Below are 16,393 nucleotides of genomic sequence, written 5' to 3' on the forward strand. Positions count from 1 at the left end.
AAATGAGTAGATTGCCTTTTAAATTTTTCTCCTTAAACCGAGCTTTTCCATTTCTATGAGAAATATATTCGCCGCCATGGTGCTCTCCCTGCTGGCTATACCTTCGCTGCAGGCGCAGGACGTGTACGTGCCTTACGACCGCGACACCTACCACCTGATTGACCGCTACCAGATCAAACTCGGCACCAAGGTTCCGCAGCTGCATACTGCCATGCGCCCCATCGGTCGCCGCGACGTGGCAGCTCTGGCCGAATCCGCCATAGGTGAGCCGCGGTCCAATGCCGACATGTTCAACATCCAGTACCTGCTTAACGACAACTGGAACTATACCTCGCAGGCGAACGACAACATCAGCGAGCGGCCGATCTTCAATGCCCTGTACCGCAACAAGACTGACCTGTACCACTACGAATCGGAGGATTTCACCCTGCGCGTGAATCCGGTACTACACCTGGAGTTGGGCCACGACAACCAGAGCGACGGCATGCGCTACGTGAACACAAGGGGCGTGCAGCTTGAAGGCAGCATCGACGAACGCTTCGGTTTCTATACCTTCATCGGGGAGAACCAGGCTAAGTTTGCCGATTATGTAGTAGATCGTATTAAACGTGATGGTGTGGTACCGCACGAAGGCCTCTGGAAAACCTTTAAAGGCGACGGCTACGACTTCCTGACAGCCCGTGGCTACATGAACTACTCCCTGTCGAAACACGTGGAGATACAGCTGGGCCACGACCGCCACTTTATCGGCGACGGCTACCGTTCCCTGATTTACTCTGACTACGCCCCCCCGGCTTTCTTCCTCAAACTGAACACCCGGGTATGGCGCCTGCACTACATGAACCTGTTCCAGGAGCTGACCGCAGACTACCGTCGTCGTGGCGGTGGCGACCGTCTGCTGCCTAAGAAGTACATGGCCCTGCACCGATTGGGTGTGAACATCACCGATAATTTAAATGTGGGCTTGTTCGAGCAAATCATCTTCGGCCGCGAGAAAGGCAAGTTTGAACTGCAGTACCTGAACCCGATTATTTTCTACCGCAGTGTGGAGCACAACCTGGGCAGCCAGGACAACGCCATGCTGGGCCTCGACTTCCGCTGGAACCTGTTCAACACCGCGCAGCTTTACGGACAACTGGTGCTGGACGAGTTTGTGCTCAACGAGGTGAAAAGCGGCAATGGTTGGTGGGCCAATAAGCAGGCCGGCCAGATCGGCGCCAAGTACATCGACGTTTTCGGTTTGTCCAACCTGGACCTGCAGGGCGAAGTAAACATCATACGTCCGTATACCTACCAGCACCGCGACGGCAGCTCCAATTATCAGCATAACCGCCAGCCGCTAGCCCACCCGATGGGTGCCAACCTGTATGAGTTTGTGGGTATAGCCCGCTACCAGCCGCTGCCTCGGCTCAACCTGGTGGCCAAAGCCATCGCCACCCGATTTGGGCAGGATGAAATCTCAGTAGAGGGCGACACAATCAACTGGGGTAACAACGTGAACCTGGACTACAATTCCAGACCACGTAACTATGGCCACGAGATCGCACAGGGTATTACCACCAACCAGCTTCACCTCGACCTGACGGCTACCTATCAGTTTAAGCACAACCTTTTCTTAGACCTGAAAGGCATCATCCGCCGTACCGATGCGGATGTAAACACACTGGATAAAAATTCCGTGTTTACCTCAGTAGCACTGCGCTGGAACATTGCCCAACGACTGCACGAGTTTTAACCACCAGGTATAGCTATACCTGAGCCGGGGAGTCTTTTGTCTAAAGGCTCCCCGGCTTCGTTTTGAAAGCCCGCTATACATACCTGTTCTAATTTAGCTATCTTTGCAGCAGCATGGCCAACCGCAGGTATAGGCTTGCTCACAATATTGTAAATAACTAATACTTAAAACATTCCGATTGGTAGCCGGCCCAGGTTTTGCTGCCTCGAGGGGCTGCCGTTTATACCTGGCTCATGCCAGCGGCAGATAGACACAACATGAAGACTTATTTCCGGATACTGCAGTTTGCAAAGCCCTACAGTCGCTTTGTACCGCTTTACACTATCTATACCGTGCTGGGCATTATTTTCGGCCTGCTCAATTTCACGCTTCTTATTCCTTTGCTCAATGTGCTCTTCGGTACCGTTGGCGCCGATGACGCAGCCGCCATGGTAACCGCAAAGCCTGCGTTCAGGATGTCCATCGAGTACTTCAAGGATTTCTTCAATTTCCACTTCGGGCAGGTGATTCTGGAGCAGGGCCGACAGGGTGCGCTGCTGTTTGTCTGCATTATCGTGGTCATCTCGGTTTTCCTGGCCAACCTGTTCAAGTACCTGGCCTTCCGGGTAATAGGGGCGTTGCGGGCGCATGTGGTAAAGAACATCCGGCATGCCACTTATGAGCGCGTAACCGAACTGCATTTGGGCTACTTCAGCAACGAACGCAAAGGCGATCTGATGACCCGCATGACCGTGGACATTCAGGAAGTGGAATCCTCTGTGGTGAACACCATGACCGTCATCATTCGGGAGCCGATCTCGATCATAGCCTTCTTTGTGGTGCTGTTCACGATGTCGGTAAAGCTCACGCTTTTCACCTTGATCTTACTGCCGCTTTCCGGTCTGCTGATCGCAGGTATAGCCAAGCGCCTCAAGCGGGCGGCGCAGCAGGGCCAGGAGTCCCTGAGTTTTATCCTGACGATCATCGACGAGACGCTGAGCGGTATACGGGTGATCAAGGCCTTCAATGCCGAGCCCTACATCCTGAGCAAGTTTCATGACCAGAACGACCGCTATGCCCGCATTCAGCGTTCGATCGCCAACAAGCGCGACCTGGCCTCTCCTTTCTCGGAGTTTATGGGTGTAACAGTAGTCGCCTTGCTCCTATACTTTGGCGGAACGATGGTGCTCAACCAGGAGTCTGAACTTGGGGCGGCGGAGTTTATCACCTACATCATCCTCTTCTCGCAGGTGCTTGTGCCGGCAAAAGCCATGTCGGCTGCCTTCAGTAACATACAGCGCGGCCTGGTGTCGGGCGACCGGATCCTGCAGGTGATCGACACCGAACCGAAGGTAAAGGACAAACCAAACGCCAAAGTATTGCCGGAGTTCCAACACGAGATCGAATTCAGAGATGTAAGTTTCAGCTACGGCGACCAGACCGTGCTGCAGGACATCAACCTGAGTATACAAAAAGGAAAAACAGTGGCGCTGGTAGGGCCATCAGGTGGAGGCAAGTCCACACTGGCCGACCTGATCCCACGGTTCTACGACCCTACTTCGGGCAGCATCCTCATCGACGGGCACGACATCCGGGACTATACCATGGAATCGGTGCGCGATAAAATGGGCGTTGTCACGCAGGAGTCTATTCTTTTCAACGATACCATTTTCAACAACATCGCTTTCAATAAAACGGACGCGACCGAAGAGGAAGTAATGGCGGCAGCCAGGATCGCCAATGCGCACGAGTTTATTGTGCAGACACCCGAGGGCTACCAAACCATGATCGGCGACCGGGGCGGACGGTTGTCAGGCGGACAGCGCCAGCGCTTGAGCATCGCACGGGCCATTCTGCAGAATCCGCCCATCCTGATCCTGGATGAGGCAACTTCGGCGCTGGATACTGAATCGGAGAAACTGGTGCAGGAAGCCCTGACGAATCTGATGAAAAACAGGACGTCCGTCGTGATCGCGCACCGCCTCAGCACCATACAGCATGCCGACGAGATTGTAGTATTACAACAAGGCCGGATCGTGGAACGCGGCACGCACGAAGACCTGCTCCTAAACAGCGGATTGTACGCAAAACTGACCCAAATGCAACTGGTCTCTTAAGCACCTACTACTGTTTAGTATTACCAACCATTGCTTTAAGTTAAATTCTGGCCCAGGCATTTCGGTATATTCATATTTTTTTATAGCTTAGCCCGAAACAGTTTTGCACCAAAATCCAACCTTAAAGCATGAAAGCACTTAAAACTCTCTCCGACGTGGTCGTTTTTTGCTACGCGGTATTTATAGTACTTTTGCTAACAAACTTACTGGACCACAAGACCCTGTTTGATAGCACAACCGAAGAACAGGTACTTGCCCTTTACAAAGCCCTTGGTGCTGTTGGTGCCGGGTTGATGCTGGTCAAGCTGCTCATCGGGAAACTTTACATCATGTCGCTCCAATACGACCGGCACAGGGCTCAGGTAAAAATAAATGAGCTGAAGGCTGACTTGTATGAGCGCAAACAAGCATACAGAAGCAATAGCTACAGCGAATCGGCCAGCATGGAGATGGCTGTGGCCAGCAACTAACACACACATGACCCAAATCGTATTACAGGAGCTACAGGAGGCGCAACAGACGCTCCACAACTTTATAGCTGACCCGAGCAATATTGCAGCCATCGAACAAGCCGCCAATGCCATGGCCGACGCCGTGGCTGCGGGCGGCAAAATTCTGTCGTGCGGCAACGGCGGCTCTATGTGCGACGCGATGCACTTTGCCGAAGAACTGACAGGCCGCTACCGCAACAACCGCCAGGCTATACCTGCCATCTCTATATCAGACGTTAGCCACATGAGCTGCGTCGGCAACGACTATGGGTATGATTACGTGTTTTCCCGCTACATCGAAGCCTTGGGTAACAAAGGAGACGTGCTACTAGCCATCAGCACCAGCGGCAACTCCGCCAATGTGCTGAAAGCAGCAGAAGCAGCCAAAGCCAAAGGTCTGACCGTGGTCGGCCTCACGGGCAAGGACGGCGGCAAACTGGCCCCTCTTTGCGACGTGGAGGTACGCGTGCCGCACCAAGGCTACGCCGACCGCGTGCAGGAAATCCACATCAAGGTCATTCACATTCTCATCCTTCTGATAGAGAAACGCCTCTGCGCTTAATCACTGCATAACCGCGCCGGTTTCAGGTTTCCTAAACCAGGAGCCTGGCGCGGTCATAATGCCCAGCCCTACCCTAATCACTGCTTACCGTTAACTGATTCCTGTTAACTGCTAACTGCCAATTGTTTTTTGTACTTTTAGAGTAGCTGTTCGGAATCAATTGCGGGCAGCCAATGTTGCGCTTTTAACCTTATCAAAATTGCACTTATAGATCAATATCTAATCCCATGCTTATTAAGACGTTTGGCAGCGCCGTGCAGGGCGTGAACGCCTATACCGTAACCGTAGAAGTAAGTGTCAGCGCAGGCGCTAAGTACTTTCTGGTAGGCCTCCCCGACAACGCGATTAAAGAAGGAGAGCAGCGCATAGAGGCGGCACTTGGCCAGTATGGTTATAAGCTGAAAAGGCAAAAGACCATTATCAACATGGCTCCTGCCGATATCCGCAAAGAGGGTGCTGCCTACGATCTCACCATTGCCATGGGCATGCTCGCCGCTTCTGGCCAGCTGGCTTCTGATAAGCTGTCGCAATACATGATCATGGGCGAACTCTCGCTCGACGGTTCGCTTCGCCCCATCAAGGGTGTGTTGCCTATCGCCATTCAGGCCCGCAAGGAAGGTTTTAAGGGAATCATACTCCCCTCCCGGAATGCCAACGAGGCCGCCATCGTTAATCAGCTGGACGTGATCGGGGTGGAGAACATTAAGGAAGCAATCGATTTCCTGGACGGTAAATTAGACGTGCAACCCGTAAAGGTGGACACCCGCGACGTGTTTCAGAACACCGCCAATTTGTACGCTGCCGACTTTTCGGATGTGCAAGGCCAGGAGAACATCAAACGGGCACTGGAAATAGCGGCCGCCGGCGGTCATAATGTCATCATGATCGGCCCTCCGGGAGCCGGCAAAACGATGCTGGCCAAACGTTTGCCATCTATTCTACCGCCCCTTTCTATGCATGAAGCCCTCGAAACAACCAAAATACACTCGGTCGCCGGCAAGCTGGGCGAGGTTTCCTCCTTGCTCTCCACAAGGCCGTACCGTTCGCCGCACCATACCATATCGGATGTGGCGTTGGTAGGCGGTGGCGGTATACCGCAGCCTGGCGAGATATCGCTGGCACATAACGGGGTACTGTTTCTGGATGAGTTGCCCGAGTTTAAACGCACGGCCCTGGAGGTTATGCGTCAGCCGCTCGAAGAGCGCCGGGTTACTATCTCCCGCGCTAAAACCACACTGGACTTTCCGGCCAACTTTATGCTGATTGCCAGCATGAACCCCTGCCCCTGCGGTTACTATAATCACCCCGAGAAAGAATGCGTATGCGCACCTGGTTTAGTGCAGCGCTACCTTAATAAGGTGAGCGGCCCCCTGCTTGACCGGATTGACCTGCACGTGGAGGTGACGCCCGTGACTTTTGACGAGATGACCGCCACCCGCAAGTCCGAAGACAGCGAAACCATCCGGCAGCGGGTAGTCACGGCGCGGGAGGTGCAGCGTGAGCGCTTCAAGGGTTTAGAGCAAATCCACTCCAATGCGATGATGCCTTCTCAGATGGTGAAAGAAATCTGCCAGATTTCCGATTCCGGACGCACCTTACTCAAAACGGCGATGGAACGTCTTGGCCTTTCTGCCCGCGCCTATGACCGTATCCTGAAAGTAAGCCGAACCATAGCTGATTTAGCTGATAGTCAAGAGATTAAAATTGAACATTTAGCGGAAGCAATACAGTACCGCAGCCTTGACAGAGAAGGATGGGCTGGCTAATCACTCCTGACACAAAACACTCATTTAAAGCCATTTACAAATGCCAACAACATCTCCAGTCGTTGGTATTTGCTTTTTAAGGCCATTTTAGCTTCCTCACTAAATTGTATTGTCATCCGCTCAAAATAATTAACATTTTTAGACTTTTATTGGAAGGCTGCGTAATATGGGACGTCAGGAATCGTCATGAAAATGGAAAACGGCCTGATATGTATTACCTAGTTTAAACAACGATATACTACTATGAAGAAGTCAATTTTATTATTCGTTTTAGCAATGACCACAATGGTTGCTGCACATGCGCAAGGCCCGCGCATCGGTATCAGGGCTGGTGTTAACTATTCTGGATTTGGCGGCTCCGACGCTGACAACCTCGACCGAATCTGGGGTGGTCATGGTGGTCTGACAGCTAACTTCCCCCTCTCCACCGACAATTTTTTCTCTGTGCAGCCTGAGTTACTTTTCTCAATGAAAGGTGCGGAGACTTCAAATGACCAGACAAAGTTTAAAGTAAACTACCTTGATGTCCCTGTATTGGGTCGTGTGAATGCAGGCCCGCTTTACTTTGAAGCTGGTCCCCAGTTGTCTGTCAGAATCAGCGGCGACGTGGAGCAGAATGGTGTAAATGTGATTGACGACCTGGATGCCTTCAAGAGAACCAGTCTTGGCTATGCCGCAGGTATAGGTCTTGCTGCGACTCCACTTGGCTTGAATATTGGTGTACGCTACAATGGCGATATTTCAAAACTTTATGACGATGAGAATGCACCAAATTACCGCAATGACGTATTCATGCTGACGCTGGGCTATTTGTTTGGCGGCGCTCGATAACAACTCCATTAGTACAGAACAAAAACTATGATACAAAAGCCCCGGACATATCCGGGGCTTTTATACTTTATGGGTGGAGACCGATCTGCCCTTAAGTAGCCACAAGTAGCAAAACCTGTATACCTTCCGCCCACTTGTATTCTGCCCGTTCACTTCTTGCACTTTGCCCGAAGCCTAAAAATTTTGGTGCAATTTCAAAAAAATTATCAGTCTGATAATCACACACATGAGTAGTCAGTGTGAAAAAACATACCTCCATATACCCAATAAAAATATTGTTCTGCACGTATATTGCTCAGATCATACCAAAACAACCAGTTATCAATTATGAAAAAGCTACTATTTATGTTCGTGTTTGCAGTCGCTACTGCATTTGCAGCACAGGCCCAGAACGCCAGCTTCGGCATTAGGGGTGGTGCCAACATCTCTAATCTTTCCGGAGATCTTCGTGACGAGGACCGCTTTGAAAACAAGGTAGGCTTTCACGCCGGCATTATGGCCAACTTTGGAGTTGTGGATAATTTCTTCTCGATACAGCCCGAGCTGCTATACTCTGTGAAAGGTTTTAAGAATGAGGATTCGGAGGTTACACTCTTAGGACAAACCAGACGCAGAGAAGGTAAAGTAAATTACAATTACCTCGATCTACCGGTGATGGCCAAAATAAAGGCGGGCCCACTTTATTTCGAAGCAGGTCCACAAGCCTCTTATCTGCTCAGCGTAAATAACGAGACCAAGACTTACATTAACGGCAACCTGCGCTCTACTAACACTGACGAAAAGAGCAAATCGGGACTGTCTGAGTTTGAAGTTGGTTATGTGGCCGGTATAGGCTTTACTTCTGCTAACAACGCCATTAGCTTCGGAGTGCGTTACAACGGAGCCTTCAGCGATTTTGTGAAAGAAGACGTTAATTTCGACGGAGACCTGACCAATGCCCGTCACTCGACCTTTATGGTTACTGTTGGTTTTGCCATGCCTACCGGCAGATAAAGCACAGCACGACCTACATTAAACAAACAGCCGCCGGATGATGCATTCGGCGGCTGTTTGCGTTTAGCCTTTTCACTTGCCTACGCGCCGCTAACTATTTGTCTGCTAAGTGAGTACAAATAAAGCAGTATACCTACAAAGCCTATGAAAAAGACCTTGATCCTCTCTATCCTATTCCTTTGCTCTCTTCTCTCAGCAAAGGCGCAGTATTACCGTTATGGCGTGAAGGTTGGTGGCGGTTTTTCCACAGCCGTGGGTAAAGACGCTCCCTCCGATCAGATCAACCACCTGGCAGGCATACACGGGGCACTGGTGTTTTCCTATGAGTTCGCCTCGAGGCTGGCCGTACAGCCTGAGTTACATTTTAGCCGCAAGGGTTTCGTGTACGATGCTTATACCCGCAATACTGCCCCGGAGACAGCCCTTACTGGCGACCTGCGCCTCGACTACATTGAACTCCCGCTGATGATCAAATTGCAAAAGGCAGCGCTGTTTGTCGAAGTCGGGCCATACATGGGTTATTTGGTGAATGTTGGCAATGAAGTGAATGTGGTAAGTTCGGACCCGGCGATTGATCCTCCTATCGTATTTGAAAAACAGGATTTCAGTCGAGACGACTTCAACAGTTTCGATGTAGGCTATGCGGTGGGGGGAGGCCTGATGCTTGAAACAGGCTTTTTCCTGAATGTGCGAAACACAGGCAGCCTGCGTCCCTTCCCGAAAGAAGATATTACACAGCGTAACCTGGTTTGGCAACTCTCTATTGGCTACCTCCTACCCGCCCGACGGCCGGGCAACTGGTAGGCTATACCTTGTAAACACAAAGGGCCCCGACATACATGCTGTCGGGGCCCTTTGTGTTTTGTAGCTGGCTACTATTTATTCATCTCGGCATAATAGCGATAGAACAACGGAATGGTCTCTATCCCTTTCATGAAGTTGAACACACCGAAGTTCTCATTAGGCGAGTGAATGGCATCAGAATCCAATCCAAAGCCCATCAGCACAGAGTCCAGGCCAAGCTCTGACTTGAACATGGCTACTATCGGAATGGAGCCGCCGCTGCGCACAGGCACTGGCTTCACGCCAAAGGTCTCTTCATAGGCTCTGGAAGCTGCCTGGTAAGCTATAGAATCGGTTGGCGTCACGACTGGCTCTCCGCCATGGTGTGGCTTCACGACTACCTTCACGCTCTTAGGTGCGATGCTCACAAAGTGTTTCTGGAACTTTTCGGTTATTTCTGCAGAAGTCTGGTTAGGCACCAGTCGCATAGATATTTTGGCAAAAGCCTTAGAAGGTATAACCGTTTTGGCTCCTTCTCCGGTATAGCCTCCCCAAATGCCGTTCACATCCAGCGTTGGGCGAATTGAGTTACGCTCCATGGTGCTATACCCTTCCTCACCGTGCACATCCGACAGGTCAAGCGCCTTCTTGTACTTCTCCAGATCGAAAGGGGCACGGGCCATCTCGGCACGCTCTTCTTGGCTTAACTCCTGCACATTGTCATAAAAGCCAGGTATAGTGATGTGGTTATGCTCATCATGCAATGAGGCGATCATTTGGCAGAGGATATTGATCGGGTTCGCAACCGCACCACCGTACAGACCGGAGTGCAGGTCACGGTTAGGGCCGGTCACTTCCACCTCCAGGTAGCTCATGCCACGCAGGCCGGTTGTAATGGAAGGCGTGTCGTTGCCCAGCATACCTGTATCTGAGATCAGAATTACATCGGCACTCAGTTTCTCCTTGTTGCCCTTCACAAAAGTAGCCAGGTTTTCAGAGCCCACTTCCTCTTCGCCTTCAATCATGAACTTCACGTTGCAAGGCAGGATGTTGTTTTCCATCATCACCTCGAAGGCCTTCACGTGCATGTACATCTGGCCTTTGTCATCGCAGGCACCACGCGCGTATATCTTGCCATCTTTAATCACCGGCTCAAACGGAGGAGAGTGCCACAGTTCGTACGGGTCGGCAGGCTGCACATCGTAGTGGCCATATACCAGCACAGTAGGAAGAGATGGATCAATGATCTTGTCGCCGTACACAATTGGGTAGCCGGCGGTTTCGCACAGCGCTACGTTGTCGGCACCAGCCTGGCGCAGCTTTTCAGCTACAAACTCCGCCGTTCGTATCACATCCTGCTTGAACTTAGGGTCAGCACTTACCGAGGGGATGCGGAGCATATCCAGCAATTCATTTATAAATCGGTCTTTGTTGTCAGCTATATATTGATTCATAGTATTTGTGTGGGTTATGGCTTAAAGTTACAAAAAAAGCCACCCTTGCGAAAAGGATGGCTTTAATAATGCTTTTATGAGTTTGACTCCGCTATACCTATTTCCGGATACCCAGCTTAATGTTGGCTTTGCTTTCCTCGCCGTGTAGCAGACGGTTGATGTTCTTGCGGTGCGTGAGCGCCACCACAGCAAACAGCACAAAGCCAAACACAATCAGGATGGGATTGTCAGGATGGAAACGTGGCAGCAGCAGCAGTATAGGGAACGCAAGTGCGGCAATCATAGAACCCAGCGACACATAGCGTGAGGTAAACAGCACAATCACAAAGATCACCATGCACATGAGGGCCACCTCCAAGTGAATGGCCAGCATCATGCCCAGCAGCGTGGCCACGCCTTTGCCGCCTTTAAAGCGCTCGTATACCGGAAAAATATGCCCCACTACGGCCAAGGCACCCATTACCAATTTATAAATGATCAAGTCATCGGCTGGCACTGCATGGAAGATCACGAGCAGAGCCGCCAGCGAGGTAGCTGCCCATCCTTTGAAAATATCAATAAGCATGACAATGGTTCCAGGCTTTTTGCCGAGCACCCGAAACGTGTTGGTGGCTCCGGAGTTACCGCTGCCGTGCTGGCGGATGTCCATCCCATAGTAAGCCTTCCCTATCCAGACAGCCGTCGAGATAGAACCAATCAGGTAAGCAACGATAAAAAGTACGGCAATCAAAAGCATGTTCATGACCCAGGTGTCAGTATTTAGTTTAGCGATAACCACACACATCCAAATTAAGTGCAGCTTCACCGGCGTTTTTTTATTGGAAAAGAACCCAAATATAGGCACTTGTTAATTTAATATCCAAAATCAGGGCACCTTTCCATATACGGCAGGACGATTAATTGTGGTTATTGCCACTCTTCTTCCTCTTGTCCTTTACCCTTTTTCTTCTTCTTTTTCTTCTTTGTATCTTCCTCCTCCTCTGCAAAGTTAAAGCCACCCTGATCAGCTATACTTGGCGCGGCCATTTTAAAAGAGTCTTTGCCTTTCAGGTAATCATGGCGGAACTGATCCACGAAGCGGTTCTTGTCAATGTCTTCGCCCATGTATAACGCATACTTGCGGGAAGAGCCACGGCCCCCACTCGCCTTGGAACGGATCGTTTTGTTCAGGTCAGGGTCAGATGAAATGAGCACCAAGCCATTCTCCATATACTGCAGGTATACCCAGTTATACTGGTCAGGCTGCAGGTAAAGGCCTACCACTGGCTCGCCGTTCGAGTCCTGACGGATCTCCATAAACCCATCAATATTGGCGCCTACCTCTTCTTTCATCACGTTCGCCAGGCTCAGTTTCCCAACGCTATACCAGGCGTTCTTTTCATTGGACCATCTCAGGTCCACGTTACTGAACACCAAGCTGCGCACTAGTTTATTGGAGAGTTTAGGAAATGTGAGTGCCCCTCCCTGATCTCTGTATTTTCGCACGTCATTGTTCCCAACAAGGCCACCCAGTTTGAACAGCATCTCCTCGTCGCGGTTCTGCTCGCTGCCGTCCCTGTAGGCTGTCTCGGCAAGCTTTTTCCCCAGCGCCACTATCACAGGAGTCGGCATGGTCATATCGAAGGCCATCAAAGCGTTTATGTCATAACGACCACTGTCAACTTTGGCGATACCGCTGCCGGCAGACTCAATATTGAAGTTCTTCAACGGACTTACCAGGTTAAGCTTGCCTTCAAAATGCACCGTTTTCGTGCCTTCGTTATACCTGAGTTCACTTCCCTCGTACGAGTCGGCTGCGGAGCGAGCCTTATTCACAAGCTTAAATTCACTGAGTTGTTTGTCATAAGACAGGTCTCCATCCACCACAAAAATATCCAGGTCGTCGTCATACTGCTTCTTAGACACAAAAGTATTATAGGGCTTCAGGGTGCCTCTTGATAAATGCAGACCAGTATACAGTTGGCTACCATTGGATGCCTTCTGCTTTAGAATCGGGATACGCACATTGTCCGGATTCAGGGAATCACGCTTGAATGGAAACCAGTCCGAGTCTGCGTCGTTGCCGGTGAAGTTAAGCTTCAGGTCGCCGCTGAAGTCCATGTACGGTTTGTAAGAGTACATTTTCACGTCGCCTCTATACCTGATTTTCGGGAAGATGTAGAAATTATCGTCTTCTTTCACCTGCGCCAGGGCATAGGTCGTGTTTACTTTCTCTTTCTTCCGGATTTCATGCTCTTTAAAGGCAAAATCAGTGAATTGGAGTTTAAAGGAATCGGCAGCCGCGTTCTGATAATTGCGAACCGCCACACCACTGAACGCATTGCGGGACAACACATCGATGTTGCCGGAGTGAAGTTTATGGAAGTGCTTCACCGAGTCAGCCATTACCCGGGCATTGCGCAGGGTCTTGATGGTTGCGTCAGACTCTACCGCTACCTTTCCATCGTGAGGTATAACGTGCACATCACCGACCGGAATATAAGGAACGCCTCCTGCCAGAATGGAACTGCTCTTCAGGTCATACTCACCAGTGGCCGCACTGAAGTGCAGGCCCTGCTGCCCCGGGTGCTGGGAGTAGAAGTAGTTTTTGCCACCGTTACCATCAGCCGACAGGCTAACCTTTTGCCCTTTCATGTCCCATCGGGCACGACTCATAGAGGTTTTGTACTGCGCTTTTGGAAATTCTATACTCGCAGCGCCCTTTTGCTCACTGCCAAACTCCACAAAGCTCTGGGTCAGGTCATAGTTGATCGCCATATCCTGCGCTTTCATAGCGGGCCTGCCTTCCACATCCGACTTCACGATCATCTGCGCATGGTTTCCGGAGAAGCTCTTGCTCTTAAACAGCAGTTTATCCGATACAATATTGGCTACTTCATTATCCAGTTCGCCATCGGCATACAAGCCGCCAGGCGAAATTTTGGCCGTACCTTTAAATCTGTACCCGTCTTTGTACAGCTTCATGGGTTCGTCCTCAGTGAACACATACATGGTGTCCTGCTTGGCCATCCAGTTCATCTTGTACTTGCTGAAGGAGGCCGTTGGAAAATCTGCCGCACCACCGCCCGGCTCAATCTTGGCGTTGGTTCCCGAATCGGTGATCACACGGTCAAGCAAGTAGGTAAACTCAGGCGCTTCGAATGTTGAGGTAAGGTACTTGAGCGTGCCCTTGCTCTGTATACCTGCTGCACTCATCATAATGGTGTCGTATGCAATGCCTTTGCCGCCAAAGGCCTTCAGTCCGTTCGGTCCAGGCTGATAGTAGAAGCCCAGCGTTTCGTCGGGCATCATGGTGAGCTTGGTTTTGATAGGCGGGAAGATGCCCCCCGAATGGAACACACCGGAAAAACCTATGCTTCCTTTGCCCCTGCTCAAGCTGTCCAATTTATAAGAAGGTATCTCGAAATACACGGTGCTATCGTAAGCCCCGGCCAATACGTCTGGCCGGCTAAAAGCTACCTGCCCACCCATCGGCGAATCGAACTTCGGATAATCCGAGAAATACTGCCTCCCGGACTTGTTATTCGGCTTGTTGATGTACAGTTTGCCGGACATTTTGCCGGAGCGGCTGGTCATTACCTGCTCCAATGCTTCCTTACCGTCAACTGTACGACGCTTCTTCGTCACAAAAGCCACAGTATCCAGCTTTTGCATGTCAATCATAAACTCCTGGTAGTTGAACTTGAACTGAGAGCCCCGGAAATTCAGGCGACCGGCATAGATCCTTCCCCCAAACTCCATGTTGCGGTTATCAAGCAGGTGCACCACGTTACTGTCAGGCAAGGCATATACTGTGGACGAGTCGTTGTTAAAGGCGACCCTATCCACCCCACGAACAGTCAGTCGGTTGTTGCTCAGGTTCAGGGTTGCGTTGCGGCCCGATGGCACCACTGATTTGATGATGATATGATCGTAGTCACTCAGCTTTTGCGCCGAGCCTACATAGTGCCAGGCTTTGGGCTTGAGCGATATGAAATGCGATTGTCCGTCATATTCCAGATAGCCTTCGCGCGCCAGGTTAAGCGCCGCTTCGCGTATGGCAGATTCGTTTATCCTGGATGCCTTGGCAACATCCGCAGCATAAAACTGACTGGTTTTTGCCTTGGCGGCATGCGACACAAGCACTTGCAGCGGATGAAAACTGGCCACACCCACCAGTTGCTGATACCGGATATTGGAATAATAATGCGCAGACTCCAGTTGCACAGGTATAAGTGTCTTGGTATTCAGGATGGAGAAGTTCACAAATGGGGATTCCAGCTCCCAAGCCAGGCGCTCCGCTGCAATTTCAAACTTATGATAACTGTCGTAGAAAGGTGTCTTGCTGTAAACGCCTTTATCTTTTGTCAATATGAGCTCTTTACCTGACTTGGAGTAATGCAACTGCATGGCAGGGTGTGTCAGGGAGTCTTTGCGCTGATTCTGGTAGATGGCCACATACGCCCTGTTTGCCGAGATGATGGAGTCGCTCAGATTGTAATTGTGCGCCATGGAGCGGAATTTCTTCTGTCCGTTTTCCAAAACTGCCAGTGACGACACGCTGCCGTCCAGCGGCTTACTTCCCACGACATCGCCGGCCAGCGTGAAGCCGCCGGTGTAGGCTATGTTTTTGCCCAGGCTCTTTACCTTGGCATCGTTGGTGAAGGACGCGAATCTTGGGTATGACTTCTCGCCATTTTTGCCGGCCTTGGTGCTTCTGAACTCAAAGATGCCCTCGATAGGGGAATCCAGCACGGCGTTGTAGGTGATGGTAGCATCGGGCACCTTAAAAGCCGCTGCCGTAATATCGAAATTATACGCTCTGAAATCTGCTGAAACCGGTTTGCCGTCTGCCACCCAGGCAAAAGAGCCGCCTTCCCCCACAAACAGGTTATTGGCCAGCATAAGCTGCCCGCTGGTTTTTGTGATAGTGGTCGAATCGTATATGGTCGCAAAAGTCAGGTTGGCGTTATCGAGCTTGAGCACCGGCCCCGACACTTTAGGCTGTGCAGGCACAAACATCTTTTTGAAGTCCTCCCGGCGCTTCTTCTCAGCTGCTTTAGGATCGATTTTCTTTGGAGCCGCCGTAACCGTACCCCAGCCGTCAACTACTGTTTCCTCACTGCTGCCTGCCACCTCGTCGTCCCACGAAAAATTGTCCCACTCGCTGCCTTCTTTCCCTTTTTCTTTTTCCTTCTGAGGGGCCTTGCCCTCATAGGCGAAGCTCAGATTGCCTCCCGATGTTCGCAGAGTGTACTGTTTGTTCTGATAAAGTACTCCTGATGTCAGGTAGCGGCTGCTGGTGCTCAGAAAACGATCCAGGTTGGCCCCTTCCTCATGCTGCATGACTTTGTCGACCACTTCCAGCATGTCATCGATCTGGTTACTGCGCAGGCGCTGGTGGTTAAAGGCACCGATCAGCATCTCATAGAAGTTCTCGAAGTGTGGATTGGCCCGCAGTTTTTTGCGGTACATGCGCTGCGAAATGTCCACAACCTGCTGTTTCTGCTTGGCAGTAAGACTTCCGTTATTCCAGATAGCCTCCAGATCGGTGCCAAGTTGCTCTGCATTGGTCGCCTTGCCTGCTATCAGCAGGTTTTTAGCGTCCGCCACATACTGGGCCGGGTCAGTCGAGACTTTAGTTTGGGCCTGCGCGGCAAACACAGCCAAGAAAAAAAATAAGGGTAGAAGTTTATATTTCAT

11 protein-coding genes are annotated in these 16,393 nt (G+C 50.9%); 8 read left to right on the forward strand and 3 right to left on the reverse strand.

What is annotated here, in order from left to right; translation table 11 throughout:
* The first annotated feature begins 55 nt into the window (after positions 1 to 55).
* The 8 genes from H9Q13_RS15185 to H9Q13_RS15220 all read left to right on the forward strand — a co-directional run bounded on the left by H9Q13_RS15185 (position 56) and on the right by H9Q13_RS15220 (position 9,278).
* On the forward strand, positions 56 to 1,735 hold the full coding sequence (locus tag H9Q13_RS15185; RefSeq protein WP_191184659.1) for a hypothetical protein: 1,680 nt from the start codon (positions 56 to 58) through the stop codon (positions 1,733 to 1,735).
* A gap of 257 nt (positions 1,736 to 1,992) precedes the next feature.
* Positions 1,993 to 3,831 (forward strand): ABC transporter ATP-binding protein, encoded by a 1,839-nt coding sequence (locus tag H9Q13_RS15190; protein WP_191184783.1) that lies wholly within the window; start codon positions 1,993 to 1,995, stop codon positions 3,829 to 3,831.
* Positions 3,832 to 3,959: 128 nt separating this feature from the next.
* Positions 3,960 to 4,301: a hypothetical protein gene (locus tag H9Q13_RS15195; protein ID WP_191184660.1), complete on the forward strand. Its 342-nt coding sequence runs from the start codon at positions 3,960 to 3,962 to the stop codon at positions 4,299 to 4,301.
* 7 nt (positions 4,302 to 4,308) lie between these two features.
* Complete coding sequence (gene lpcA, locus H9Q13_RS15200) at positions 4,309 to 4,884, forward strand: D-sedoheptulose 7-phosphate isomerase (RefSeq protein WP_191184661.1); 576 nt, start codon at positions 4,309 to 4,311, stop codon at positions 4,882 to 4,884.
* A gap of 227 nt (positions 4,885 to 5,111) precedes the next feature.
* Entirely contained in the window at positions 5,112 to 6,650 is a 1,539-nt protein-coding gene (locus tag H9Q13_RS15205; RefSeq protein WP_191184662.1) for a YifB family Mg chelatase-like AAA ATPase, read from the forward strand.
* A 243-nt stretch (positions 6,651 to 6,893) separates the two neighbouring features.
* Positions 6,894 to 7,481, forward strand: coding sequence for a porin family protein (locus H9Q13_RS15210; protein ID WP_191184663.1), 588 nt, complete (start codon positions 6,894 to 6,896; stop codon positions 7,479 to 7,481).
* Positions 7,482 to 7,808: 327 nt separating this feature from the next.
* Complete coding sequence (locus H9Q13_RS15215; RefSeq protein ID WP_224744324.1) at positions 7,809 to 8,474, forward strand: porin family protein; 666 nt, start codon at positions 7,809 to 7,811, stop codon at positions 8,472 to 8,474.
* Between the two features lie 144 nt (positions 8,475 to 8,618).
* Positions 8,619 to 9,278 (forward strand): porin family protein, encoded by a 660-nt coding sequence (locus tag H9Q13_RS15220; protein ID WP_191184664.1) that lies wholly within the window; start codon positions 8,619 to 8,621, stop codon positions 9,276 to 9,278.
* A gap of 71 nt (positions 9,279 to 9,349) precedes the next feature.
* Here the strand turns inward: H9Q13_RS15220 and H9Q13_RS15225 are convergent, their stop codons facing one another.
* The 3 genes from H9Q13_RS15225 to H9Q13_RS15235 form a co-directional block, all read right to left on the reverse strand.
* Entirely contained in the window at positions 9,350 to 10,729 is a 1,380-nt protein-coding gene (locus H9Q13_RS15225) for a dipeptidase (RefSeq protein WP_317173911.1), read from the reverse strand.
* A 79-nt stretch (positions 10,730 to 10,808) separates the two neighbouring features.
* Positions 10,809 to 11,453: a glycerol-3-phosphate 1-O-acyltransferase PlsY gene (gene plsY, locus H9Q13_RS15230; protein WP_191184666.1), complete on the reverse strand. Its 645-nt coding sequence runs from the start codon at positions 11,451 to 11,453 to the stop codon at positions 10,809 to 10,811.
* Between the two features lie 164 nt (positions 11,454 to 11,617).
* Positions 11,618 to 16,393 (reverse strand): hypothetical protein, encoded by a 4,776-nt coding sequence (locus tag H9Q13_RS15235; RefSeq protein ID WP_191184667.1) that lies wholly within the window; start codon positions 16,391 to 16,393, stop codon positions 11,618 to 11,620.

Origin of the sequence: Pontibacter aquaedesilientis (genome assembly GCF_014773225.1) — a bacterium.
Lineage (GTDB): Bacteria > Bacteroidota > Bacteroidia > Cytophagales > Hymenobacteraceae > Pontibacter > Pontibacter aquaedesilientis.

What these genes read in the sequence shown, in the direction of transcription:
- H9Q13_RS15215 (WP_224744324.1), top strand. Translation starts at nt 7,809, where the DNA reads ATGAAAAAGCTACTATTTATGTTCGTGTTTGCAGTCGCTACTGCATTT.
- lpcA (WP_191184661.1), top strand. Translation starts at nt 4,309, where the DNA reads ATGACCCAAATCGTATTACAGGAGCTACAGGAGGCGCAACAGACGCTC.
- H9Q13_RS15185 (WP_191184659.1), top strand. Translation starts at nt 56, where the DNA reads ATGAGAAATATATTCGCCGCCATGGTGCTCTCCCTGCTGGCTATACCT.
- plsY (WP_191184666.1), bottom strand. Translation starts at nt 11,453, where the DNA reads ATGAACATGCTTTTGATTGCCGTACTTTTTATCGTTGCTTACCTGATT.
- H9Q13_RS15210 (WP_191184663.1), top strand. Translation starts at nt 6,894, where the DNA reads ATGAAGAAGTCAATTTTATTATTCGTTTTAGCAATGACCACAATGGTT.
- H9Q13_RS15195 (WP_191184660.1), top strand. Translation starts at nt 3,960, where the DNA reads ATGAAAGCACTTAAAACTCTCTCCGACGTGGTCGTTTTTTGCTACGCG.
- H9Q13_RS15220 (WP_191184664.1), top strand. Translation starts at nt 8,619, where the DNA reads ATGAAAAAGACCTTGATCCTCTCTATCCTATTCCTTTGCTCTCTTCTC.
- H9Q13_RS15235 (WP_191184667.1), bottom strand. Translation starts at nt 16,393, where the DNA reads ATGAAATATAAACTTCTACCCTTATTTTTTTTCTTGGCTGTGTTTGCC.
- H9Q13_RS15190 (WP_191184783.1), top strand. Translation starts at nt 1,993, where the DNA reads ATGAAGACTTATTTCCGGATACTGCAGTTTGCAAAGCCCTACAGTCGC.
- H9Q13_RS15205 (WP_191184662.1), top strand. Translation starts at nt 5,112, where the DNA reads ATGCTTATTAAGACGTTTGGCAGCGCCGTGCAGGGCGTGAACGCCTAT.